This window comes from Deinococcus koreensis (assembly GCF_002901445.1).
Classification (GTDB): Bacteria; Deinococcota; Deinococci; order Deinococcales; family Deinococcaceae; genus Deinococcus; species Deinococcus koreensis.
In genome coordinates, this window is record NZ_PPPD01000001.1 from 2,610,621 (window position 1) to 2,631,677 (window position 21,057).

The window sequence follows — 21,057 nt, forward strand, 5'->3', positions numbered from 1 at the left end:
ACGCAGGCGGCCGCCTGAAGGCCCCAGTGGCCGGCATGTTCCGGGGCCCCGCGTCGCGCCTATACTGGCGCGCGTGTTGTCCCTGCTCACGGCCGCCCTGCTCACCATCCCCGACCCGGCGGGCGACGCCCGGGGCGACGGCGGCTACCTCCTGCCACAGCGCCCGGCACTGACCCAGGACGCCCTCGATCTGCGTTCCTTCAGCGCCCAGCCGCAGGGCAGCGGGATGCGCTTCACCGTCAGCTTCGGGCAGCTCGGCAATCCCTGGAATGCTCCCTCGGGCTTTTCGGCCGGCGTGACCGACATCTTCATCAAGACCGGGCTGGGCGGGCAGACGCGGCTGGACGACACCGGCCTGCGGGTACGCGGCCCCGGCGGCTGGCAGTATCACCTGCGGATCACGGGCTTCGGCAGCACGCTGACCCAGGTGCGGGAATTCCAGGGCCAGACCCCATCGGCTCAGAATCAACCAGCCCAGACGCCGGCAGCTCAGACGACGTCAGCCCAGACACCGTCAGACCAGACAACACCGGCAGACGCCCCCGGCCTCCGCACCCTGGCCGAGCCGGATGTGCGGGTGGAGGGCACCCGCCTGGTCATTGACGCCGCCGTTCCTCCCGGCACCTACGCCTACTGGGTCACCAACAGCGTCTACACCCCGCTGTCGAGGGACGGCCTGCTGCGTCCGACCCAGACCGGCGGCCCCACTGCCCTGAAGGCGGGACAGGCCGACGCCCCCACGCCAGTGGATGTGCTGGCCGCGCCCGGTGACACGCGCGCCTTCACCGACCGCACCCTGGCGGCGCAGGGCCAGACCCGCGACCTCTCCACGCTGATCCTGGCGGGCACCGGCCTGCTGGGCCTGCTGGTCACCCTGGGCGCGACCCTCGCCGTGTGGCGCCGCACGGGCCACCGGTGAGTGCCGCCCGGCCCACCATCCCGGCCCCGCTGCTGATCCTGTGCGCCGCGTTCCTGTGGGGCCTGCTGGGTATCCTGGGCAAGCAGGCTCAGCAGGCCGGCGTGGCGCCGCTGGAGGTCGCCTTCTGGCGGGCGGTGCTGGCGGGCGGGCTGTACGCCCTGCACGCGGCGGTGATCCGCAGCCCCCTGCCCCGGGGGCGCGACCTGTGGATCACGGCGGCCTTCGGGGTGGCCGGGGTCGGTGTGTTCTACGGCTCGTACCAGCTGGCGGTGCGCTCAGGCGGCGCCAGCCTGGCCTCGGTGCTGCTGTACACCGCGCCGGCCTTCGTGGCCCTGATGGGCTGGCTGTTCCTGCGCGAGCGTCTGGGCGCCCGGGAACTGCTGGCCGTGGCCGGCACGCTGCTGGGCATCGGCCTGATCAGCCTGGGCGGCGGGCAGGGGGTCACCGTCACGGGCGCCGCGCTGGCCTGGGGACTGGTCGCCGGCTTCACGTACAGTCTGTATTACCTGTACGGAAAGGCATTTTTCAATCGCTACCACCCCACCGCGCTCCTGTCGGTCGCGCTGCCGGTAGGGGCCGTGTGCCTGCTGCCCTTCGTGGAGTTCTCGGCCAAGACGCCCGCCGCCTGGGGCAGCCTGGGCGCCATCGCGGTGTTCTCCACCTATCTGGCCTACCTAGCGTACAGCGCGGGGTTGCGGCACCTGAACGCCACGCGCGCCTCGGTGATCGCCAGCCTGGAGCCGGTGGTCGCCACCGTGCTCGCCGCCCTGATCTTCGCGGAGCGGCCCGCCGCGCTGGCCCTGCTGGGCGCGGCGCTGGTCATCGGCGCGGCGCTGAGCCTCAGCCTGAAGCCCAGCGAGGCGCGTCCAGCGGTGGAATGACGGTCGGTACGGCGTTGTTTCTGGCTCCCCGTTGACTGGCTGGGGTGCAAAAGATAGTTGGTGTCGCCAGCGCGTGCTCGGGGAAAGGCGCGTTGAAGGTGGGCGCCGGCGGCGGGCTACCCCACCCCCAGCCCCTACCCCAAAGGGGCAGGGGAGCGAAGCGCTGCGCTCGGCATGTGGTCGCCACTGTTCCTGGGCTGGCCCTGCCTAGTGGTCTCGGTGGCGTGGGCGCCATAGCTGCTGGTTGCAGAAACGCGTCGTTGCCCGCGCGCTGCGCGCACGACGGCTTTCGGTAGAGATGTGGGGTGGGACGGTTCAGTTTAACAACAAGGCCAGTGGCTTTGTCTTATTGCCAGCCCACCACCGAATCTGTCCTCACTCCTGCTCACTTCGGTTGCAGGTTGAAATCCCATTCGAAGGAGCGGCCCCAGGGCAGGAAGGCGCCCTTCAGGCTGTACTCGTTGCCGATCCGCAGGGGGAAGAATTCTTTGGCGAGCTGCAGGAGCTGGGCCTGGGCGTCCGGCGATCCCAGCGCCGATTCGGGCAACTGGCGGCGCAGCAGGGCGCGCACGGAGGCCGAATAGATCACGTCGTTGGCATATTCGCGGGCCAGCAGGGCGTCCTGGCGCTGGGGGCTCACGCCGTCCAGGGCCAGCTTGGCGTGGGCCAGGGCGCTGCCCAGGTTGTTGCCGGGGGTGCCCCAGGCGGCGAGCGCACTCAGGTTGGCAGTCTGGCGCAGGGTGCTCAGGTCGGCCCAGAAGCGCGGGTTGCCCAGGTTGACCTTCTCCACGTCGGCCACGGCCAGCGGCCCGGCGCGCAGCAGGGAGCTGGCCTGTACGGCGGCCCAGCGCGGATTGCCGCCGTTGAACACGTAGAGGGTCAGGTCGGCCGGGCCGCGCTGTACCACCCGGAAGCCGCTGGCCTGGGCGTGGTTGGCGGCGCTCTGTTCCAGCGAAATGCCCTCGTAGCGGATTACGGCCTTCGCCGCCTGCGGGTCGGAATACTCCACGCGCAGGGTGCGTTCTCTGGCCGAGAGGGCGCGGGCCGCCAGCATGGACAGCACCTCGTCGGCGCCGGGATAGACGCGCACGTTGGCCGGGGCATCTTTCGCCAGCGTGGCGCCCTCCTGGGGGGCGGGGCTGCCGGGCAGGGCGTCGTCCCAAGTGACGTGCAGCTCTCTGAACACGCCCTCGCGTGCCCAGCCGATCATGGCGCGCACGACCTCCAGGTTACGCTCCCGGTCGGTGGCGTCCGGTTCGCGCGGCAGGGTGATGAAGGCGTAGATCGGCTGGCCGGTGCGCTGGCCCCAGGCACGGAGGGGGGCCAGCCGGGCCAGCGCCTCCCCGGCACTCAGCGGGCTCGTGCGCGACTGCACCAGGCCGCCGTAGGCCAGCGCGTCCAGCGCGGCGATCAGTGGGCCGCTCGCCGGCTGGGCGTTCAGCCAGGCGGCCAGCGCCGCCGGATCGGCCCCCCGCTGCGCGTTGCCGAGCAGGTCGGCGGGGGGCACAGCCGGTGTCCCGCCACTCAGGCCCGCGATCAGGGCGGGCAGCACCCGTGTGGCCGGGCGGGAATCCAGGGGCAGCAGCGTCTGGGCGCCGGCCGTACCCAGCAGGGCACAGGTCAGTAGGGCACAGGGCAGCAGGAGGGAAGGGCGCGGAACCATGCGCCCCAGCCTAGGGGCGGTTCGTGAGCCCGCCCACTGAGCGGGATGTATGGGGACTGTGGCTGGGCGCTGTGTCCAGGGACTGTGGTTGAGGGTCTGTGTAAGCGGCCATGCACACGAGTCCCGGCCCCCGGGGCGTAGCTTAGAGGGCGTGAATCCGACCGACCTCTGGAAACTCGCCTGGCGCGGCCTGACCCGGCGGCGCGTCCGTACCCTGCTCACAGCCCTGGGCATCACGGTGGCCGTGGCCTCGATGGTGATCTTCCTGTCGCTGGGCGAGGGCATCCGCAAGGTGTTCGTGGAGCAGCTGGGCGGCATCGGCCCCGACATCCAGGTGTCGCTGAGCGGCTTCACGCAGGGGCTGGCTCCGGCGCCCAACCTCGACCAGAAGGCGGTCAGGGACATTCAGGGCCTGGCCTCCGAGCTGGGCATCCGCACGGTGACCCCGGTGGTCATGACCGTGCGCGGCAGCCTGGACGTCTCGCAGAGCGCCGTGCTGTACGGCCTGCCCGCCGCGCAGGGGGTGGGCGCCGTGTTTCCCAACACGCGGGTCACGCTGGGCCGCCTGCTGACCGCGGCCGACGAGGGCCAGGGCGTGGCCGTGATCGGTGCGAAGGCCGCGCAGAACCTGAACCTGAAGCTGGGCAGCCAGCTCAACCTCAACCGCCGCAACCGCGTGAAGGTGGTGGGCGTGCTGGCGCCGGAATCGGGGCTGGTGGACTCCTTCATCTTCCTGCCGATCAGCACCCTGCAACGCGCCGAGGGCGCCGAGGGCCGCGTCTCGCTGGTCGCCGTGAAGCTGGACGACCCCCGGCAGGCCAGGAGCGTCGCCACGACCATCGGCGAGCGGCTGAACCTGGAAGCCTCGACCCAGTCGGATTTCCTGAGCTTCGTGGAACGCGCGTTGCGGATCAGCGACGCCGTGCGCTTCGGTATCTCGCTGATCGCGCTGATCGTGGGCGGGCTGGCCGTGGCGAACACGGTCATGATGGGCGTCTTCGAGCGCACCCGTGAATTCGGCACCCTGCGGGCCATCGGGGCGCGGCCGGCCTTCGTGCGTACCCTGGTGCTCAGCGAGTCGCTGCTGCTGTCGCTGGCGGGCGGGGTCGGCGGGGTGATCCTGGGGCTGGCGGGCATCTGGGCCGTGAACGTGTACACCCAGCAGCTCGCCGGCATCGACGCCGCCGCCCTGACCCCCCGGCTGGTGCTGCTGGCGCTGGGGATCTCGCTGCTGCTGGGGCTGCTCTCGGGCCTGCTGCCGGCCCGCAGCGCGAGCAGACTCAATATCACCGACGCCCTGGGGAGACTCTGATGACCACGGCCGCTCCTTCTCCGGTGACCTCCGCCAGCACCGCCCAGCCCGCGCTGCACGCCCTGAACCTGTCGCGCGTGTATCCCAGCGGCGAGGGGCAGGTGCAGGCCCTGGCGCCCTTCACCCACACCTTCCCGCCGGGTCTGACCGCCGTGGTCGGCCCCTCGGGCAGTGGCAAGAGCACGCTGCTGAACCTGCTGGCGGGTTTCGACCAGCCCACGACCGGGCAGGTGCTGATCGGTGACACCAACCTGACGCTGCTGGACGAGTCCGCCCGCGCCGACTTCCGCCTGAAGCACTACGGCTTCGTGTTCCAGAACCACAACCTCGTGAGCATCCTGACCGCGCTGGAAAATGTGGAGTTTCCCCTGACGCTGGCCGGGTTACCCCCCCGCGAGCGCATGGCGCGGGCACGTGAGCTGCTGGCGCTGGTCGGCCTGGAGGCGCGCGGCCGGCACTTTCCCGCTCAACTCTCGGGCGGAGAGGCCCAGCGCGTGGCGATTGCCCGCGCCCTGGCCGGTGATCCCGGCATCCTGCTGGCCGACGAGCCCACCGGAAACCTGGACAGCAAGACGGGCGAACTGGTGCTCTCGCAGCTCCAGACCATCGCCCGGCAGGGGCGAACCGTCGTGCTGATCACCCACGACCGCGACATCGCCGCGCTGGCCGACCACCATCTGCAGGTGCGCGACGGGGTCGTGGGCGTGGTGGACTGAAGCGTTTCTTGAACCTTCCCGGTGTCCCGGCCCGGCTGCGGCACACTGCCCCCATGACTGCCCCTCTCAATCTGCAAGACGCCCTGGCTGCCCTGACCCCTGCCCTGGGGGAGCTGCACCGCGACGACGTGACCATGACGCCCAGCACCCGTGAAGGCGAGCTGCGCGTCGAGGTGCGCTCGACCGACGTGGACGCCCTGCGCGGCTTCGATGTGGTCGCCATGCCGCTGCCGACCGAGCACAAGACGCCGGACGAGCTGGCCCGGAACATCACCGAAGTCATCCACCGCGAACTGATGTACGGCCAGCTCGCGGCGAAGGATGAGGACGGCGAATTCAAGCGGATCGTGGTGTAGGACGGATCACCCGCGTCAGGGGCTGCCTCCAGCGTCCCGGACGAATTCGACGATGCGCTGCAGCGTGGGTCGATAGCCGTTTTCCGTGTTGACACGCAGGGTGGGCATACCTACCTCGACAGGCTCCTCGAAGTGGCTCCAGCGGCCGGGATCACGCCTGAATCCCGCAATAAGCTGGGCGTCGAGGTGGGCAGGATGCCGGTCGGGGGTGGCCCGGCGTTCGAAGCGGGAATGAATGGTAGGACGACTGGCGCAGGGCGTCCAGCGCCGCGTGATAGGCGCCCCAGTGCGCGCCCGGCACCTGTGCCCGAAGCTCGGGCTGCCCGGCCCAGGCGTCCCAGAGCCGTTCCTTGACATCGTCGCGCGCCAGCCGCACGAAGCCCAGCGCAGAGGCGAGCTGCGGGCTCAGTGTGGTCTTGCCGCTGCCGGGGGCACCCGAGACGAGGACGAGGATGGGCAGCCGCTGCACTTCAACCCCGCACCGCGCTCAGCAGGGCCATCCGTTTCGAGACCCGCCAGGGGCCGTCCCGGAATCTCCCTTCCAGGAGCGGGCGCAGAACCGCATGCCCCCGCTCCCGCTCCGGCGCCTCCAGCCGCTGCCACGCCATCAGCGATTCGACGTAGGTCAGGACGAGTTCGGCGGTCGGGAACACCAGCGCCGCGTCGGTGAAGCTGACCTCCACGTTCCCGAAGGCCGCCCGCACCCAGTTCGCTCCATTGACCTCCGAAAAGGCGGCGGCGAATCCGCCCCGGCTGTCGCGCAGGCCCGTCAGCGCGGGTTCGGCCTCGGCCGCCTCGGTGAGCACCTCCCACAGCTCGGCCATGTAGCCGACCGGGTTGGTCACGGCCAGAAAGCGTCCCCCCGGCCTCAGCACGCGCCGGAACTCGCTCAGGGCGGCCGGCACGTCCGGCACGTGGTAGAGCATGTGCCGCGCCGTGAGGACGTCGAAAGTCTGATCGGCGAACGGTAGAGCGTCCGCGCTGGCCTGGACGTATTCGACCCCCGGATGATTCGCCTGCGCCGTGGCCACCATGCCCGCCGACAGATCGGCGCCGACCAGCCGCCCCCGGTGCCCGGCCGCCCGCAATCGGCCCGGAAAGTCGCCGGGGCCGGTGCCCACGTCCAGCAGCGCCTCGTCGCCGTGCAGGACCAGCCGCGCGTCCACCGCGTCCTCCAGATCCGGCCCCACGGTGTAGCGCCGGTGGGTCTCGATGCGCGTGCGGAGGTGCTGCTCGGTGGCGTACTGGGCGGCCACGTCGGCGGGGCGGTGGGTGGTCATGGCCGGAGTATAGGAAGACGGAGCCGTGGTGGCCCCGTCAAATCGTCCGGTGCTCGGTGCTCAGGCCTGTGCGGTCGAGGCGGGCGGCTTCCCCGTGCGGATGCCCTCGATGGTCGCGTTCACGAGTTCCTCGAAGCCGCCCCGGTACATGGCGCTCAGCAGTTCCAGGGTCTTGGCGGCGCCGCCCTCGAAGCCGAACCCCGTGTTGTGGATGGTGCAGTCGCTCAGGCTGGTGCCGCCGGTGCCGGAGTAGATCAGCACGCAGCCGTCGAAGGTGCAGCCCACGAACTGGGTATCGTCCAGCTCGATGCGCTGGTTGCTGAAGGTCTGGTTCTCGATGGTCTGCATGGGGAAGAGTCTAAAGGTCTAAAAGTCTAAGGGTCTGAAGGGGCTGGTTGGATGCCTGGACGGGAAGGGGCGAGTGATCTGGAGGAGTTCACGCCTCCAAAACATTGAGGGCAACCACGCCCACTCTGCGGTTGCCCTGTCTGTTCGACTGTTCGACCTTTAGACCTTTAGACCCTTAGACCCATCTCACTTCCCGACGAACACCGCCGTCGTCAGGCCCGGCACCGTCACGCCGTTGCCCGCATACTTGCTGGTCTTGACGATGGGATCGGTGCTGGCGGCCAAGGCAGGGTGCAGCGTCAGGTTCAGGCCCGCGAGGCTGGCGTCCGAGACGGTCACGCCGGCGCCGCTGCCATTGAACACCACGACAATGGTTTTGTATGGATTGGTGGGACTGACCGCGCCGCTGAGCTTCATGGCGATCACTCCAGGCGTCTGATTCGGGCCGACGTTCAGGAAGGTCAGGCCCTGCTGCACCTGGGCCGCCGTGTCCAGGCGGAACAGCGTGGAGGAGTAGCGCACGCGCAGCATCTCGCGGTAGTGGTCAAAGGCGCGGGCGATGTCGGCGGGGCTGGGCTTCAGGGCCGGGTTGCCGAGCAGCGGGCGGTACAGCGCCCAGTTGCCACCGTTCTTCTCGGCAGGCGGCAGCCCCTTGCCGAAGCCGTTGGTCTGCAGCGTGAAGTCCAGCGTGTTGAACCAGTCGCCCGAGTTGTAGGAGTCGGTGTCGAAGGACTTCGAGCGCAGGATCTCGTCGCCGGCGTAGGAGAAGGGCAGGCCCTGGCCGAGCAGCACCACCGAGTTGCCCAGGTTCTGCATCCGCGTGCGCTGGGCGCCCGTGGCGCCCGCCGGGGCCTTGAGCAGCACGGCGTCGAACAGCGTCTGGTTGTCGTGGGCCGAGGCGTAGGTGATCGCCTCGCGCGGGCTGGCCGCGTAGCCGGCGGGCGCGTCGCCGTACCTCAGATCCTTGCCCGCGACCGTCTGGCCGGCGGCGTTCGTGAAGCGGTAGTCGCGCAGGTTGCCCGTCAGGCCGATGCGTACCTGATCGGCCAGAGTCAGTGCCTTCGCCTTGTCGGTGTTCTGGGGCTGGCCGTTGGGCAGCGTGACCAGGCCGGTGGCGAAGCCCTGATCCTGCAGGCCGCCGAAGGGGTTGCCGCCTCGCACCGCGTCGCGCAGGCGGTCGTTGAAGGTGCCGATGCCCTGGCCGAACAGGTTCAGCTGCGTCGCGTTCGGGCCCCGCTTGCCGCCCTGCACCTCGCCGAAGTCCCAGCCCTCGCCGTACAGGTAGATGGCCTTGCCGTCCACACCGTCCTTCTGCGGGGTCAGCGCGTCCAGGGCCCTCCGCGCCGCCTGCATGTCGGCCACGAGGTGGTGGCCCATCAGGTCGAAGCGGAAGCCGTCGATCCTGTACGCCTTCGCCATGGTGACCAGCGTGTCCACCATGAGTTTGCGCATCATGGTGTGTTCGGTGGCGGTGTTCGAGCAGCAGGTCGAGTTCTCCACGCCGCCGTTCGCGTTCAGGCGGTGATAGTAGCCCGGCACGATCCTGTCGAGCACGCTTCTTTCAGCCTGCCCGCTGGCGGCGGTGTGGTTGAACACCACGTCCTGCACCACGCGCAGCCCCGCCCCGTTCAGGGCCATGACCATCTGTCGGTATTCCTTCGTGCGCTCGGCCGGGTTCACGGCGTAGGAGCCCTCGGGCACCATGTAGTGGTAGGGGTCGTAGCCCCAGTTGTAGGGGTCGGCGTCCTTGACGGCGGTCACGGCCTTCTGCTGCTCCTCGGAGTTGCCGGGGAACTGGCTCAGGTCGGGCGTGGCCTTCCACTTGGTCTTGTCTTCCTCGATGGTGGCGATATCGAAGGTGGGCAGCAGGTGGACGGCCTTGAGGCCCGCGTCGGCCAGGGCCCTCAGGTGCTTCATGCCGGCGCTGCCCGACTGCGTGAAGGCCAGGTAGGTGCCGCGCTGCGCGGCGGGCACGCTGGCGTCGGCGGCGCTGAAGTCGCGCAGGTGCAGCTCGTAGAAGCTCAGGTCGGAGGCACTTCTCAGGGCCGGCTTCTTCAGCGCCTCCCAGCCGGCGGGTTTCTGCGCGGCGTCGTTCAGGTCGATCAGCAGGGAGTGCGTGGAGTTGCGGGTCAGCGCGACCGAGTAGGGGTCGGTCACCAGATTGGTCTCGATCTTGCCGGTGGAGGGCGCGAAGACCTTGACCTCGTAGCGGTAGGTGGCGCCTCGCCATCCCGCGGCGCCCCTGACCGACCACACGCCCTTGGCGTCGCGGGTCATGGGGACGACCGTCTCCGCCCCTGGCCCGGAGGTGCTGAAGCGCAGTTTGACCTCCTGCGCGGTGGGGGCCCACAGGCGCACCGTCGGGACGTTGCCCTGCCAGGCCACGCCCAGCGGGCCGTCGTAGGCGTACAGCTCGTCCAGCGCGCGGGCCGCCTGCACGCCGGTCGCATCGATCAGCGTGCCGTCGGGCAGCACGGACGACACCGCCAGCTGGCCCTGCAGCGCCGCGCCCAGCTTGGCCCGGTCTTCGGCGCGCACCTGCAGCAGTTTGTAGTTCGCCAGATAGGGGTCACGCGCCTTCTGCGCCGCGCTCAGGCCCGCCTCGAGCTCTTCCAGGGTCAGCGCCTCGCCGCCCGTCACGCCGGTCGGGGTCAGCTTCAGTGAGGCATCCTTGGCCGCGTGCAGGGTCAGGAAGGCGCCGGGCTGCGCCAGCTCGGGCTTCACGGCCACCTGATAGGCGCCCAGCATGATCGCCTGCTGCTGCGCCAGGTTGCCCACCAGCTTCACCGAGGTGTCGGGGCGCGTGGTGAAGATGGTCTGGTTGCCGCTGATGATCCACGCCTGGTTGCCCTGCGCCGGGGTCAGCGTGCCGTCCGGCCCCGGATCCTTCTCGTCGCCCTTGTGCACGATAAACCCCAGTTTCTTCCAGTCCGTCTTCATGGGAACGTCCCAGTACGCGCCGTACGAGTTGGTGCCGGTCTGGTTCAGCGGCGCCGTCCACTCGGTGGGTTTGGCGGCGTCCTCCCAGACGTGCAGGCCCCAACCCTCGTATTTGCCGTCGGGGCGGAAGTAGTTGATCCGCACGGTTCCTGCAGGCACCGGGGCGTCGCTCAGCGCGGCGGGGGCGCCGTACGCGAACTCGGCCTTGCCGCTGGTCACGGTGACCTCGCGGCCCTTGCTCAGGTCGGCCGACATGTCCGGCCCCGGATCCTTCTCGTCGCTCCTATGCACGATGAAATTCACCTTGGCGGCGCCGGCCTTGAGCGGCACGTCCCAGTAGGCCCCGCCCGCGTCCACGCCGGTCTGCGGCAGGGGTTTGGCCCACTCGACGACCGCCGTGGTGTCCTCCCAGACGTGCAGGCCCCAGCCCTCGTACTTGCCGTCCGGGCGCACGTAACGCACGCGCAGCACGTTGGCGGGGATGGCCTGGGCTGTTGCGGCGGCGGGTGTCGCGGCGGGGGCGGCTGGCGTGGTGGCTGGAGCCGCCTGGGCCACGGGCGCCTTCGTCGCGTCCACGTTCAGCGCGGCGCCCTTCGCGTAGGCCACGTTGGCGCTGCCCGACTTCAGGAACAGCTCCTTGCCCCTGCTCAGATCGAGGAACATGTCGGGGCCCGGGTCTTTCTCGTCGCCCTTGTGGACGATGAACGCGACCTTCTGTGCGCCGGCCTTCAGCGGAATGTCGAAGTAGGCGCCCCAGTCGTCCTTGCCGGTCTGGGCCAGGGGCCTGTCCCAGGTCACGGTGGCGCTGGTGTCCTCCCAGGCGTGCAGGCCCCAGCCCGTATAGACGCCGTCGGCGCGCTGGTAATGCACTCGGGCGGTGTTCGCGGGCAGGGCGGTCTGCGCCGCAGCCGAGGCCGCCAGCGCGAGCGTCAATAACGTCGCTAGTCGTTTCATTTGTGGACAGATTGTACCCGCTCGGGCGCGGACGTATTTGTCTCGTGGCTCCTTGCTGAAGCCCCCTTGAGGCCCGGCACACCCGCGCTTCCCGCCCGGCGCCCACCATGCACCCCATGACCGGACACCGCAGCGACGAGACCCACGACGCCCCCCAGGAGAACCACTCCGACGCCGAGAGCCTGCGCCACATCCCCGCCGGTTACATGGATCGCGGGGTCGTGCAGGACAGCCCCGGCACGCGGGACACCGGCTTCGAGAAGATCGGTGATGCCAACCGCCAGATGGACGAGTCGGATGACGACACGAACGGCGCCACCCTGGACGATGACCTGACGGCGAAGGGTTGACCCGCCCTACACTGCTCCCCATGACACAGCCCATGACGGACAAGACCATCGCCCCTGACGACCGTGCGCGGCTCGATCAGGTCTTCATGCAGGTCGTGCTGGACGTGCAGGCGCAGATCCAGCAGACGCAGCCCGCCCAGCCGGGGAATCTGGCGGCCATGTTCCACAAGGAAACGGTCACCGAGGGCCTGCAGGGCTGCGCCATGCTGATCGCCGGCTGGAACGAGGGCCGGGTGGACGAGGCGGGCGTGACCCGCGCCGCCAAATCGCTGCGGGCACTCGAACTGCCCGAGCTGGCCGAGCGGGTGGAGAAGCTGCCCGGCATCGCCGAACTCTGAGAGCCCCACCGTGAGACCGCTCCGAACGTAAAGGGGCGGTCTCCGCCCTTTCATCTAAATCCTCCCGACTTCTGCGACGCTGAGCCTCAGTCCGGGGGAGTAACCGCCTCATTCGTGGGGAGCGCGCCACCGTCAGTTCGGGAGCCATCGGCTTCCCGGTGACGCGCACAGAGGGCCAGACCCGGGTGGAACGCTGCGGAGCGGGCCACCTGTGGAGTTGTCGTTTCCCAGAGCCCGCCACGCCGCGCCCCTCCGGGAGACGACGTGATGGAAGTGCTGAGTGTTGGGCTGTCTGCTTTAGGGCTGGATGAACTGTGGCTGGGCAAACCCGCCTGGATGTGGGTGATGTTCCTCGTGATGGTCGTGGCGCTCCTGGCCTTCGACCTGGGCGTGCTGGGGCGCCGCCGTGCCCGCAGGGCGCAGGCGGCGGGCAACCCGGCCCAGGTCGAGGAGGCCCAGAGCATCGGCGTGGGCACCTCGCTGAAGCTGAGCGCGTTCTATATCGCGGTGGCGCTGGCCTTCGGCGTCTGGGTGTGGGTCACGCTGGGCGCCGAGAGCGGCCTGAGCTACTTCACCGGCTTCGCGGTCGAGAAGGCCCTGGCGCTGGACAACGTGTTCGTGATCTCGGTGATCTTCGGCGCGCTGATGATCCCGAGACACCTGCAGCACCGCGTGCTGTTCTGGGGCATCCTGGGCGTGATCGTGCTGCGCGGGATCATGATCGGTCTGGGGGCCGCGCTGGTCACGCGCTTCGACTGGATCATGTGGGTCTTCGGCGCCTTCCTGCTGCTGACCGGTCTCAAACTCCTCTTCAACCGCGCCGCGCACGACCACGCCCCGGATCTGGAGCGGCACCCGGCCCTGCGGCTGCTGCGGCGCGTCCTGCCGGTCAGCCCGAAGCTCGACGGCCAGAAGTTCCTGACCCGCCTGCCCGACGCCGCCGGCCGCCTGCGCCTGCACGCCACGCCGCTGCTGCTCGCGCTGGTGCTGGTCGAGGCGGCCGATCTGGTCTTCGCGGTCGACTCGATTCCCGCCATCTTCGCCATCACGCAGGATCCGTTTATCGTGTACACCAGCAACATCTTCGCCATCCTGGGCCTGCGCGCCCTGTACTTCGCGCTGGACGCCATGATCCACCGCTTCGCGGCGCTGAAGCCCGCGCTGGCGCTGGTGCTGGTCTTCATCGGCGGCAAGATCTTCTACAACCAGTTCTTCGGCAAGCTCGATCCGGCCATCAGCCTGAGCGTGACTGTGGCGATCCTGCTGGGCGGCGTGCTGGTCAGCCTGTGGCAGACGCGCGGCGCGGGGGGCGCCCCGACCGCCCGCTGAGGCGGGGACTCAGGGCACGGCATCTCAGGGCACGGGAGGTCAGGCCCCGGCCCCCACCACATGCTCCTCGAAAAAGCCCATGACGCGGTTCCAGGCATCCTCGCTGGCAACCGCGTCGAAATTCGGGCCCCGGTTGGCGAAGGAGTGCTTCGCGCCGGGATAGATCTTGATGTCGTTGGGGATGCCGGCGGCGCTCAGTTCACCGCGCAGCCGCTCGCCCTGCTTCTTCGTGAAGTCCTTCTCCGGGAAGCTCCCCACCACCGGACAGGCCCGCCGCACGGCCTCCAGCGGGCGCGGATTGAAGCCATAGTAGGGCGCGACCGCCTTCACGCGGTCGTCGGTGCAGGCCATCGCCACGGCGAGCGAGCCGCCCATACAGAAGCCCACCGCGCCCAGCCGGGAGGCGTCCACGCCGTCCAGGGCGCCCAGCACCTCCAGGGCCTTGCGGGTGCCCTGCACGCCCTGGTGTTCCAGCGAGTTCAGGAAGAGGCCGCCCATCATGCGGGTCATGCAGACCACGCGGTTCTGATCCCCGAACAGGTCGACCGCCAGCGCCACGTAGCCCGCGCGGGCGAAGCGCGAGGCGATGGCCCGGATGTCGTCGTTCAGGCCGAAGGCCTCGTGGATGACCAGCACGCCGGGCGCCTGTGGGGCGGGCGCGGCGGGGCGGAACACCTCGGCCTTCAGGGTGTGGCCGCCCGACTCGAAGCTGATGGTCTGATCGGGCGCCGCCGGAGTCGCTGGGGTCATGCCCCACCCTACGCCCCGGGCACGCCCCTGGCCCCCCTGTCGCCGTGCTTTCCTGTTCCCATGAGCGCCCCCAATGCAACCCTCACGGCCGTTCCCGGCTTCCGCGTGGGCCACTGGACAGACCCCGTGGGCCAGACCGGCTGCACCGTGATCCTGTGCCCGGACTCGGGCGCGGTGGCCTCGGCGTCGTTCCTCGGCCCCAGTCCGGGCACGCGCGAGGGCGTCCTGCTCTCTCCCGAGAAGAAGGTCGAGCGCGTCCATGCCCTGCTGTTCACGGGCGGCAGCGCCTTCGGGCTGGCGGCGGCGGCCGGAGTGGTGAAGGTGCTCGAAGAGCGCGGGATCGGCCACGAGACCCCCTGGGCGCGGGTGCCCATCGTGCCGGCGGCGGTGATCTACGACCTGGGGGTGGGCAGTGCGCTGGCCCGGCCCGGCGAGCGGGAGGGCGAACTCGCCGCACGGGCGGCCTCCCCAGAGCCCGTGGCGCGTGGGCGGGTGGGCGCGGGCACAGGAGCCACGGCCGGCAAGTACCTGGGCACCGGCGGCGTGCCGGGCGGCCTGGGCAGCGTGATGCTGGAACGCCACGGCGTCCGGGTGGGCGCGCTGGCGGTCGTCAATTCCATCGGGGACGTGCTGGACGAGCGCGGAGATGTGCTGGCGGGGCCGGGGGTCGGGCCGGGGGCCGTGGCCTTCACGCCCGGCGAGGTCGAGAGCACCACGCTGGTCGCGGTCGTCACCGAGCACCTGCTGACCAAGAACGACTGCCGCCGCCTCGCCGACGCCGCCCAGGCCGCCCTCGGACGGGTCATCCACCCCAGCCACACCTTCTGGGACGGCGACAGCGCCTTCGTGCTCAGCGCGGGCACGCAGCCCCCCGCCGACCCCATGCTGCTGGGCGCGCTGCTGCAGGAGGCGGTGTGCGCGGCGGTACGGGACGCCGTGCGGAGTCTTGCTCCCTAGTGTCGAATGTGTAAGATACTCCTATGAGTACACAGTCCTACATCCACGATCTGCGTCAGGCGGTCGGCCCCCGGCCCATCAATCTGGTCGGCGCGGCGGGACTGGTGCTGAGCGAGGCTGGAGACGTGCTCCTGCTGCGGCGGGTGGGTGGCCGGACGTGGGGCGTGGTGACGGGCATCAGTGAGCTGGGGGAGGCGCTGGAAGAGACCCTGCGCCGCGAACTGCACGAGGAAACGGGCCTGACGCTGACGGCCGCCATCCTGCTGGACGTGATCAGCGGACCGGAGACCTACCGCGAGATCGGCAACGGTGACCGGTTCTCCGCCTACACCGCCCTGTACCGCGCGACTGGCTGGCATGGCGTCCCGGTGCCCGACGGCATGGAAATCGAGGAACTGCGTTTCTTCCCCCCGGACGCGCTGCCGGAGCTGGCTGGCCCCGTCTCGCGGCGGGCTGTCCAGTTCCTGGCAGCACAGGTTCCCGCATGACCGCCACCGACTACGTTCATGCGCTGCGCTCGCAGATCGGCCACGCGCCCGTGAACTGGGCGGGCGTCTGCGCGCTGGTGGTGAATGCCGACTGGCAGGTGCTCCTGCAACGGCGCACGGACACCGGGGGCTGGGGCACGCTGGGCGGCATTGCGGAACTGGGCGAGGCGCTGGAGGACACCCTGCGCCGCGAACTGCAGGAGGAAGCCGGCCTCGTGCCCCACGATCCGCTGCTGCTGACCGTGGTCAGCGGCCCCGAGACCTTCGTGCGGCTGCCGAACGGCGACGAGTTCTATCAGGTGGTGGCTGTGTATGTGATCCGCGAGTGCGGGGGCGCCCCCTGCCCGGACGGCGTGGAGGGCACCGAGCTGAGCTTCTTCGCGCTGGACGCGCTGCCGGCCGGCCTGGGCCCGGTCGACCGGCTGGCGCTGGAACGGCTGCGCGTGTGCCTGGGCATGGACTGAACTCAGACCCTGGTGAAGGTCAGCCGCATCCCGCTCAGCACGAAACCGGCCCGGACGATGTTGCGTTCGCTGCCGGTGCCGGGGGTGGTGAACACCGTCGCCAGCGTGGCCCCGGAGGCGGCGGCGGCCCGCAGGCGCCCGGCGAGCAGCGCCAGCTGGACACCCCGCTGCCGGAACTCGGGCCGGGTGGACATGCCGTAGAGCGCCGCCACGTCTCCCTTAATGCCCAGGGCGCCGCTGCCGGCCGGTTCGCCCTCCAGCCGGGCCACGAACAGCCGGGCACCCGGCGCGCGGGCCACCACCCGCATGGTCTCGGCGCTGCCCTCGCCGAAGCCCTGGGCGGAGACCTCGGCCCAGGTGTCCGGGTCGCTGGATTCCTCGACGCTGAGGGGTGAAGACGGGAGTGCCCGCAGCTCACGCGTGTACAGGTGCAGCACGGAGTCCAGCCGGTAGCCGCGCCCGGTCAGCGTGGGCAGGGCGGCGGGCGCGGCGGGGGAGAGCAGGTGCAGGGTCGCGCTCTGGGCGTGCGCGGCGCAAAAAGCCTCGAAGCTCGCCAGGGCCTCGCCCGTCGGGGGGCGCGTGCCGTCGTGCCAGGCGGTGTTCAGCGGCAGGCCGGGGGCCACGAAGGTCGCCACCAGCGGCCCGAAGGTCTGACTCTCCCCGAAGCCGGCGTGTGCCACCGCCTCGGCCTGGGCCACGCGCTGCCAGATGTCCATACGGCAGCTTATGACACCGGCCCGATCCCACCATGTCGGGGTTGACTCCGGGGCGACGGCGCTCGCCGGGCTGCGACGCGCAGCAGGAACAGGGGCGGCCTGACGGGCGATGGCTGACCGTCCGCCGCTGTCCCGAGTGTCCGGGCATCAGGTGGCAGCCCTCATGAGTCCGCGCGGCGGGCACTCAGCCGGGCTTCAGGCGGCATTGGCCCGGCCTTGAGCTTGTGACGGTTCACCCGATACGGCCCAGCGCGGTGAACCACTCTGGGACATGCTCGCCTTCCATCCTCAGATGTTCGTGCGGATCGTCGAACTCGACGGGCCGCGCGCGCCCATGCCCCGGCCGCTCTCCAGCGGCTTCACCGACCGCCGCGCCTACCGGGTGCTGGGCGTCTACAACCCCTCGGAGTCCTCAGACGCCTATTTCATCCTGCCCAACGACCGCGACGAGATGTGGTTCATCTGCCAGCGCCATCTGCGCTTCGCCGGTCTGCACGACACGGCCGCGCATCACCTCGACCTCCCCGACCTGCACGCCACCGCCGCCGATTGAGGAGTGACTGAGGCGTTGGGGCGACCGGCCCCGTCGCCCCGCATTTGTCCCCCGCCCGGCCCGCTAGCCTGTGACCCATGACCCACCCCTCTCCCTCCCGCGCCTTCGTGTCCCTGATCGGGGCTGGCCCCGGCGATCCGGGCCTGCTCACCCTGCGCGGCCAGCAGGCCCTCCAGGCGGCCGACGTGGTGCTGTTCGACTACCTGGCGAATCCCGAACTGCTGCGCTTTGCTCCGGACGCCGAAACGATTTACGTGGGGAAGAAGGGCTTTTCCGAGTACATCAGCCAGGAGCAGATCAACGCGCTGATCGTGGCGAAGGCACAGGAGCAGGGCGGGCGGCGGGTAGCGCGCCTCAAGGGCGGCGACGTGTTCGTGTTCGGGCGCGGCGGCGAGGAGGCCGAGGCCTGCGCCGAGGCCGGGGTGCCCTTCGAGGTCGTGCCCGGTGTGAGCAGCGCCATCGCCGCGCCGGCCTACGCCGGGATTCCGGTCACCCACCGCGAGGCGGCCCGCAGTTTCGCGGTGCTGACCGGCAACACGAAAGAAGGCGGCGCCCACTACGAGCGGCTCTCGGGCGTGGACACCCTGGTGCTGCTGATGGGCGTGCGGAACCTGGGTCAGATCGCCGCCGAGCTGATCGCGGCGGGCCGTGACCCGCAGACCCCGGCGGCCACCGTGCAGTGGGGCACCACGCCGCAGCAGCGCACGGTCACGGGCACCCTGCAGACCATCGCCCGGGTGGTTCAGGAGGCTGGTCTGGAAGCCCCGGCCGTGACTGTGGTGGGCGAGGTCGTGCGGCTGCGCGGCAGCCTGCGCTGGTTCGACCTGCCGGGCGGGCTGCTGGGAGAGGGGCGGCAGCGGCCGCTGGCCGGCAAGACCGTGGCCGTGACCCGCACGCGCGAGGGCGCCAGCGGGCTGTCGGACGTGCTGCGCGCCCGCGGCGCCTCGGTGCTGGAACTCCCCCTGATCCGCTTCGCCCCCGGCGACCACGCGGCGGTGGCCGACGCCCTGCACGACTTCAGCGGCTGGCTGCTGCTGTCCAGCAATCAGGCGGTCGTGGCGCTGTTCGCCTTTCTGGAGCGCTCGGGCCTCGATGCCCGAGCGCTGGCGGGCGTGAGGCTGGCGGCGGTCGGCCCCAGCACGGCGCGCAGCCTGCAGGAGCGGGGATTGAAGGCCGACTTCGTGCCCTCCACGCCGGGTGCCCGTCACCTGGGACAGGAGCTGCCGGTGCGGGCCGGCGAGGCGGCGCTGCACCTGACCTCCCAGCTGGCCGAGGACGACCTGCAGCGGGCGCTGGAGGCGCGGGGGATCGGTTATCGGCGCGCCGAACTGTACCGCACCGAGCCGGCGCCGCTGGCCGAGCACACCCGCGAGCGCCTGAAGGGGGCAGACGTGGTCACGCTGGCGTCCGGGAGCGCGGCGCGGCACCTGGCGGCGCTGGCCGGCCCGGACTTCGATCCCCTGGGCATGCGCGTCGCGGCGATGGGGCCCCAGACCGCCGACGCGGCGCGCGAGGCCGGATTCACCCGCGTGACCGTGGCCGAGACCGCCAGCCTGGAGTCGCTGGCCGACGCCGCCACCGTGGCCCTGAATGGGCACTGATGCGGCCTCTGGCACCCTCCTGTCTCGGTGGGATTTGAGCCGGGGCAGGGGGACTTGCAGGGTTGCGGAGCAGAGCCGGAGACCAGCCGGACTGACGGGCGCTGGGCGACCACTCGGAGCCGCCACAGGCGTTTGGGCAGCAGGCAGCCCTCCGTCCGACACGTGTGCCGGGAGGGCGGCGCCGGCCTCTCCCGGCCATCCTCAAAAGTATAAAAATGCCGTTCTAGCCTGTGTCCTGACCGTTCGGTCGGGGACGCCTGACCCGCACGGCGGCGCTACTATACGGGCGTGAGTCTGGCGGTCTTCCTTGAATTGAGCGGTGAGCAGGCCCTGATCGTGGGCGGTGGATCGGTGGCCCTGCGCCGTGCCCGCACGCTGCTGGAGGCCGGTCTCCAGGTACGTGTGGTGGCCCCGCGCGTGCTGGATGAGCTGGCGGCCCTGCCCATGCGCCATGAAGCCCGCACCTACCGCCCGGACGACGTGCAGGGGATGCGCGTGGTCGTGGCGGCCACCGACGACGCGGCCGTGAACGACGCCGTGACCGCCGATGCCCGCGCTGCCGGGGCCCTGGTCAACCATGCCGGGGATGCGGGCCAGGGCACCCTGCGCTTCCCGGCCGTGACCGGGCGGGCCGGCGTGCAGGTCGCCATCGCCACGGGCCGCGAACTGCCCATGCTGGCCCAGGCCCTGCGTGAAGGGGTGGAGGGTCTCCTGCCCACCCAGGCCGATCTGGACGGCTGGGTGGCCCGCCGCGAGCAGGCCCTGACCATGGCGGGTTCCGAACGCGAGGCGGCGCTGGAGGCCCTGCGCCTGGACATCCGGGCGGCCATCGGCGCCGGGCTGGCAGACGGTCTCAGGCCCGGCAGCCTCAAGCGGGGGGCCGCGTGACCCTGGCCTGCCCCACGGGGCAGCGGTTCCTGGCCCAGGCCCATCTGAGCGGCAGCTTCGGCGTCGGCTCGCCGCTGGACTTCGCGGTGGTGGGCCTCAACCACCAGACCGCGCCGGTCGAGGTGCGCGAGCGCGCCGCCGTGCGGGCCGGCGAGGAAGGTGCCCTGCTCTCGCACCTGTCGCGCCACGCGGCCGAGGCCATGCTGCTCTCCACCTGCAACCGCACCGAGGTCTACCTGTCGGGGCTGGACGCAGACGGCGGCGGCGATCCGGTGGCGGCCTTCGAGGGCGCCTGGGGTCACGCGCTGGGCGAGCATCTCTATGTCCACCGGGGCGAGGACGCCGTGCGCCACCTCTACCGCGTCGCGGCGGGCCTCGACAGTCTGGTGCTGGGCGAGACCCAGATCCAGGGTCAGGTCAAGCGCGCCTGGCAGGACGCGCACGCCCGCGGGCTGAGCGGCACGCTGCTGAACAAGGTCGCGCAGGGCGCGCTGGCGGCGGGCAAGCGCGTGCGCCACGAAACGGGCATGTCCGACAAGGTGGTGTCGGTGTCCAGCGCCGCCGTGGAACTGGCGCAGGCCGCCCTGGGCGATCTGCAGCAGCGCACTGCCCTGATCATCGGCGCGGGTGAGACCGCCGAGCTGACCCTGACCCACCTGCTGGCCGCCGGCGTCAAGGACGTGATCGTGGTCAACCGCACCGCCGAGCGCGCCCGGCTGCTGGCCGAGCGGGTGGGCGGCCGCGCCTGCGCCTACGAATACCTGCATGAAGTCCTGCCCGAGGCCGACGTGGTGATCGCCTCCAGCGGCGCGCCCCATTACGTGCTGCGCGCCCAGGGCGTGCGTGAGGCGCTCGGCGGGCGGCCGGGCCGCGACATGTTCCTGATCGACATCAGCGTGCCGCGCATCCTCGATCCGGAGATCGCCGGGGTGCCCGGCGCGTACCTGCACAACCTCGACGACCTGACGGACATCGTGCAGCGCAACCTGCAGAGCCGCCACGCCGCGCTGCCCCAGGCCGAGGCGATCATCCGCGCCGCCGCCGCCGACCTGAGCCGCTGGCACCTGACCCGCGAGGCCCAGCATGCCCAGCGTGGGCTGGCCCTGGCCAGCGACTGAACCTTCCCGATTGAATTCCGGCGATCAGAGTCCCGGCAACTGACCGACAGAGGGCAGACAGGCAGAAGGACACCGGGAATCAGTCCGACCCTCTGGACGGGAAGGAGGCCAATCCCGCCTGGCCCCCAGACCCCGC

At 70.7% G+C, this 21,057-nt stretch carries 22 protein-coding genes; 15 read left to right on the forward strand and 7 right to left on the reverse strand.

The window, feature by feature from the left end; translation table 11 throughout:
• The first annotated feature begins 73 nt into the window (after nucleotides 1–73).
• Together CVO96_RS12315 and CVO96_RS12320 are read left to right on the forward strand one after the other, a co-directional pair.
• Nucleotides 74–919, forward strand: a complete 846-nt coding sequence (locus CVO96_RS12315; RefSeq protein ID WP_243398335.1) for a glucodextranase DOMON-like domain-containing protein — start codon at nucleotides 74–76, stop codon at nucleotides 917–919.
• Nucleotides 895–1,800, forward strand: coding sequence for a DMT family transporter (locus CVO96_RS12320; RefSeq protein ID WP_243398336.1), 906 nt, complete (start codon nucleotides 895–897; stop codon nucleotides 1,798–1,800). The genes CVO96_RS12315 and CVO96_RS12320 overlap by 25 nt, the downstream gene beginning before the upstream one ends.
• Nucleotides 1,801–2,185: 385 nt before the next feature.
• Here the strand turns inward: CVO96_RS12320 and CVO96_RS12325 are convergent, their stop codons facing one another.
• Nucleotides 2,186–3,463 (reverse strand): DUF4127 family protein, encoded by a 1,278-nt coding sequence (locus CVO96_RS12325; protein ID WP_103312485.1) that lies wholly within the window; start codon nucleotides 3,461–3,463, stop codon nucleotides 2,186–2,188.
• 151 nt (nucleotides 3,464–3,614) lie between these two features.
• On the opposite strand from CVO96_RS12325, the gene CVO96_RS12330 reads away from it, so the two are divergent.
• The 3 genes from CVO96_RS12330 to CVO96_RS12340 are packed head-to-tail and all read left to right on the forward strand — an operon-like array spanning nucleotide 3,615 to nucleotide 5,847.
• Entirely contained in the window at nucleotides 3,615–4,775 is a 1,161-nt protein-coding gene (locus CVO96_RS12330; protein ID WP_103312486.1) for an ABC transporter permease, read from the forward strand.
• Nucleotides 4,775–5,491, forward strand: coding sequence for an ABC transporter ATP-binding protein (locus CVO96_RS12335; RefSeq protein WP_103312487.1), 717 nt, complete (start codon nucleotides 4,775–4,777; stop codon nucleotides 5,489–5,491). Before CVO96_RS12330 ends, CVO96_RS12335 begins: the two co-directional genes overlap by 1 nt.
• 53 nt (nucleotides 5,492–5,544) lie before the next feature.
• Nucleotides 5,545–5,847 carry a hypothetical protein gene (locus CVO96_RS12340; RefSeq protein WP_103312488.1) on the forward strand — a complete coding sequence of 101 codons (303 nt, stop codon included), beginning with the start codon at nucleotides 5,545–5,547 and terminating at the stop codon, nucleotides 5,845–5,847.
• Between the two features lie 151 nt (nucleotides 5,848–5,998).
• Here the strand turns inward: CVO96_RS12340 and CVO96_RS12345 are convergent, their stop codons facing one another.
• The 4 genes from CVO96_RS12345 to pulA all read right to left on the reverse strand — a co-directional run bounded on the left by CVO96_RS12345 (nucleotide 5,999) and on the right by pulA (nucleotide 11,369).
• Nucleotides 5,999–6,316 carry a P-loop nucleotide/nucleoside kinase family protein gene (locus tag CVO96_RS12345; RefSeq protein ID WP_103312489.1) on the reverse strand — a complete coding sequence of 106 codons (318 nt, stop codon included), beginning with the start codon at nucleotides 6,314–6,316 and terminating at the stop codon, nucleotides 5,999–6,001.
• A 1-nt stretch (nucleotide 6,317) separates the two neighbouring features.
• Nucleotides 6,318–7,127 carry a class I SAM-dependent methyltransferase gene (locus CVO96_RS12350; protein WP_103312490.1) on the reverse strand — a complete coding sequence of 270 codons (810 nt, stop codon included), beginning with the start codon at nucleotides 7,125–7,127 and terminating at the stop codon, nucleotides 6,318–6,320.
• Between the two features lie 60 nt (nucleotides 7,128–7,187).
• Nucleotides 7,188–7,475 carry a hypothetical protein gene (locus CVO96_RS12355; RefSeq protein ID WP_103312491.1) on the reverse strand — a complete coding sequence of 96 codons (288 nt, stop codon included), beginning with the start codon at nucleotides 7,473–7,475 and terminating at the stop codon, nucleotides 7,188–7,190.
• A 186-nt stretch (nucleotides 7,476–7,661) separates the two neighbouring features.
• The gene (pulA, locus tag CVO96_RS12360) at nucleotides 7,662–11,369 is read right to left on the reverse strand and encodes a pullulanase-type alpha-1,6-glucosidase (RefSeq protein ID WP_103312492.1); all 3,708 of its coding nucleotides are present in this window, start codon (nucleotides 11,367–11,369) and stop codon (nucleotides 7,662–7,664) included.
• Nucleotides 11,370–11,485: 116 nt separating this feature from the next.
• Between pulA and CVO96_RS12365 the strand changes: the two genes are divergently transcribed.
• The 3 genes from CVO96_RS12365 to CVO96_RS12375 all read left to right on the forward strand — a co-directional run bounded on the left by CVO96_RS12365 (nucleotide 11,486) and on the right by CVO96_RS12375 (nucleotide 13,386).
• Nucleotides 11,486–11,719: a hypothetical protein gene (locus CVO96_RS12365; RefSeq protein WP_243398337.1), complete on the forward strand. Its 234-nt coding sequence runs from the start codon at nucleotides 11,486–11,488 to the stop codon at nucleotides 11,717–11,719.
• Between the two features lie 20 nt (nucleotides 11,720–11,739).
• Nucleotides 11,740–12,057, forward strand: coding sequence for a hypothetical protein (locus CVO96_RS12370; protein WP_103312494.1), 318 nt, complete (start codon nucleotides 11,740–11,742; stop codon nucleotides 12,055–12,057).
• A 267-nt stretch (nucleotides 12,058–12,324) separates the two neighbouring features.
• On the forward strand, nucleotides 12,325–13,386 hold the full coding sequence (locus tag CVO96_RS12375; protein ID WP_103312495.1) for a TerC/Alx family metal homeostasis membrane protein: 1,062 nt from the start codon (nucleotides 12,325–12,327) through the stop codon (nucleotides 13,384–13,386).
• Between the two features lie 39 nt (nucleotides 13,387–13,425).
• Here the strand turns inward: CVO96_RS12375 and CVO96_RS12380 are convergent, their stop codons facing one another.
• Nucleotides 13,426–14,136, reverse strand: coding sequence for a dienelactone hydrolase family protein (locus tag CVO96_RS12380; protein ID WP_103312496.1), 711 nt, complete (start codon nucleotides 14,134–14,136; stop codon nucleotides 13,426–13,428).
• A gap of 60 nt (nucleotides 14,137–14,196) precedes the next feature.
• Between CVO96_RS12380 and CVO96_RS12385 the strand changes: the two genes are divergently transcribed.
• From CVO96_RS12385 to CVO96_RS12395, 3 genes are read left to right on the forward strand one after another with little or no spacing between them, the layout of a single operon-like run.
• A complete protein-coding gene (locus CVO96_RS12385) occupies nucleotides 14,197–15,093 on the forward strand; it encodes a P1 family peptidase (protein WP_103312497.1) in 897 nt (298 codons plus the stop codon).
• Nucleotides 15,094–15,116: 23 nt separating this feature from the next.
• A complete protein-coding gene (locus CVO96_RS12390; RefSeq protein ID WP_103312498.1) occupies nucleotides 15,117–15,581 on the forward strand; it encodes an NUDIX hydrolase in 465 nt (154 codons plus the stop codon).
• Nucleotides 15,578–16,045 (forward strand): NUDIX hydrolase, encoded by a 468-nt coding sequence (locus CVO96_RS12395; protein WP_103312499.1) that lies wholly within the window; start codon nucleotides 15,578–15,580, stop codon nucleotides 16,043–16,045. Before CVO96_RS12390 ends, CVO96_RS12395 begins: the two co-directional genes overlap by 4 nt.
• Nucleotides 16,046–16,047: 2 nt before the next feature.
• On the opposite strand, the gene CVO96_RS12400 is transcribed toward CVO96_RS12395, so the two are convergent.
• On the reverse strand, nucleotides 16,048–16,761 hold the full coding sequence (locus CVO96_RS12400) for a GNAT family N-acetyltransferase (RefSeq protein ID WP_103312500.1): 714 nt from the start codon (nucleotides 16,759–16,761) through the stop codon (nucleotides 16,048–16,050).
• Between the two features lie 271 nt (nucleotides 16,762–17,032).
• On the opposite strand from CVO96_RS12400, the gene CVO96_RS12405 reads away from it, so the two are divergent.
• The 4 genes from CVO96_RS12405 (at nucleotide 17,033) to hemA (ending at nucleotide 20,921) form a co-directional block, all read left to right on the forward strand.
• Nucleotides 17,033–17,314 carry a hypothetical protein gene (locus CVO96_RS12405; protein ID WP_103312501.1) on the forward strand — a complete coding sequence of 94 codons (282 nt, stop codon included), beginning with the start codon at nucleotides 17,033–17,035 and terminating at the stop codon, nucleotides 17,312–17,314.
• A 77-nt stretch (nucleotides 17,315–17,391) separates the two neighbouring features.
• Nucleotides 17,392–18,915: a uroporphyrinogen-III C-methyltransferase gene (gene cobA / locus CVO96_RS12410; protein WP_103312502.1), complete on the forward strand. Its 1,524-nt coding sequence runs from the start codon at nucleotides 17,392–17,394 to the stop codon at nucleotides 18,913–18,915.
• Nucleotides 18,916–19,203: 288 nt separating this feature from the next.
• Entirely contained in the window at nucleotides 19,204–19,803 is a 600-nt protein-coding gene (locus CVO96_RS12415; RefSeq protein ID WP_243398338.1) for a precorrin-2 dehydrogenase/sirohydrochlorin ferrochelatase family protein, read from the forward strand.
• The gene (gene hemA, locus CVO96_RS12420; RefSeq protein ID WP_165795289.1) at nucleotides 19,800–20,921 is read left to right on the forward strand and encodes a glutamyl-tRNA reductase; all 1,122 of its coding nucleotides are present in this window, start codon (nucleotides 19,800–19,802) and stop codon (nucleotides 20,919–20,921) included. The genes CVO96_RS12415 and hemA overlap by 4 nt, the downstream gene beginning before the upstream one ends.
• The last annotated feature ends 136 nt before the right edge of the window (nucleotides 20,922–21,057 follow it).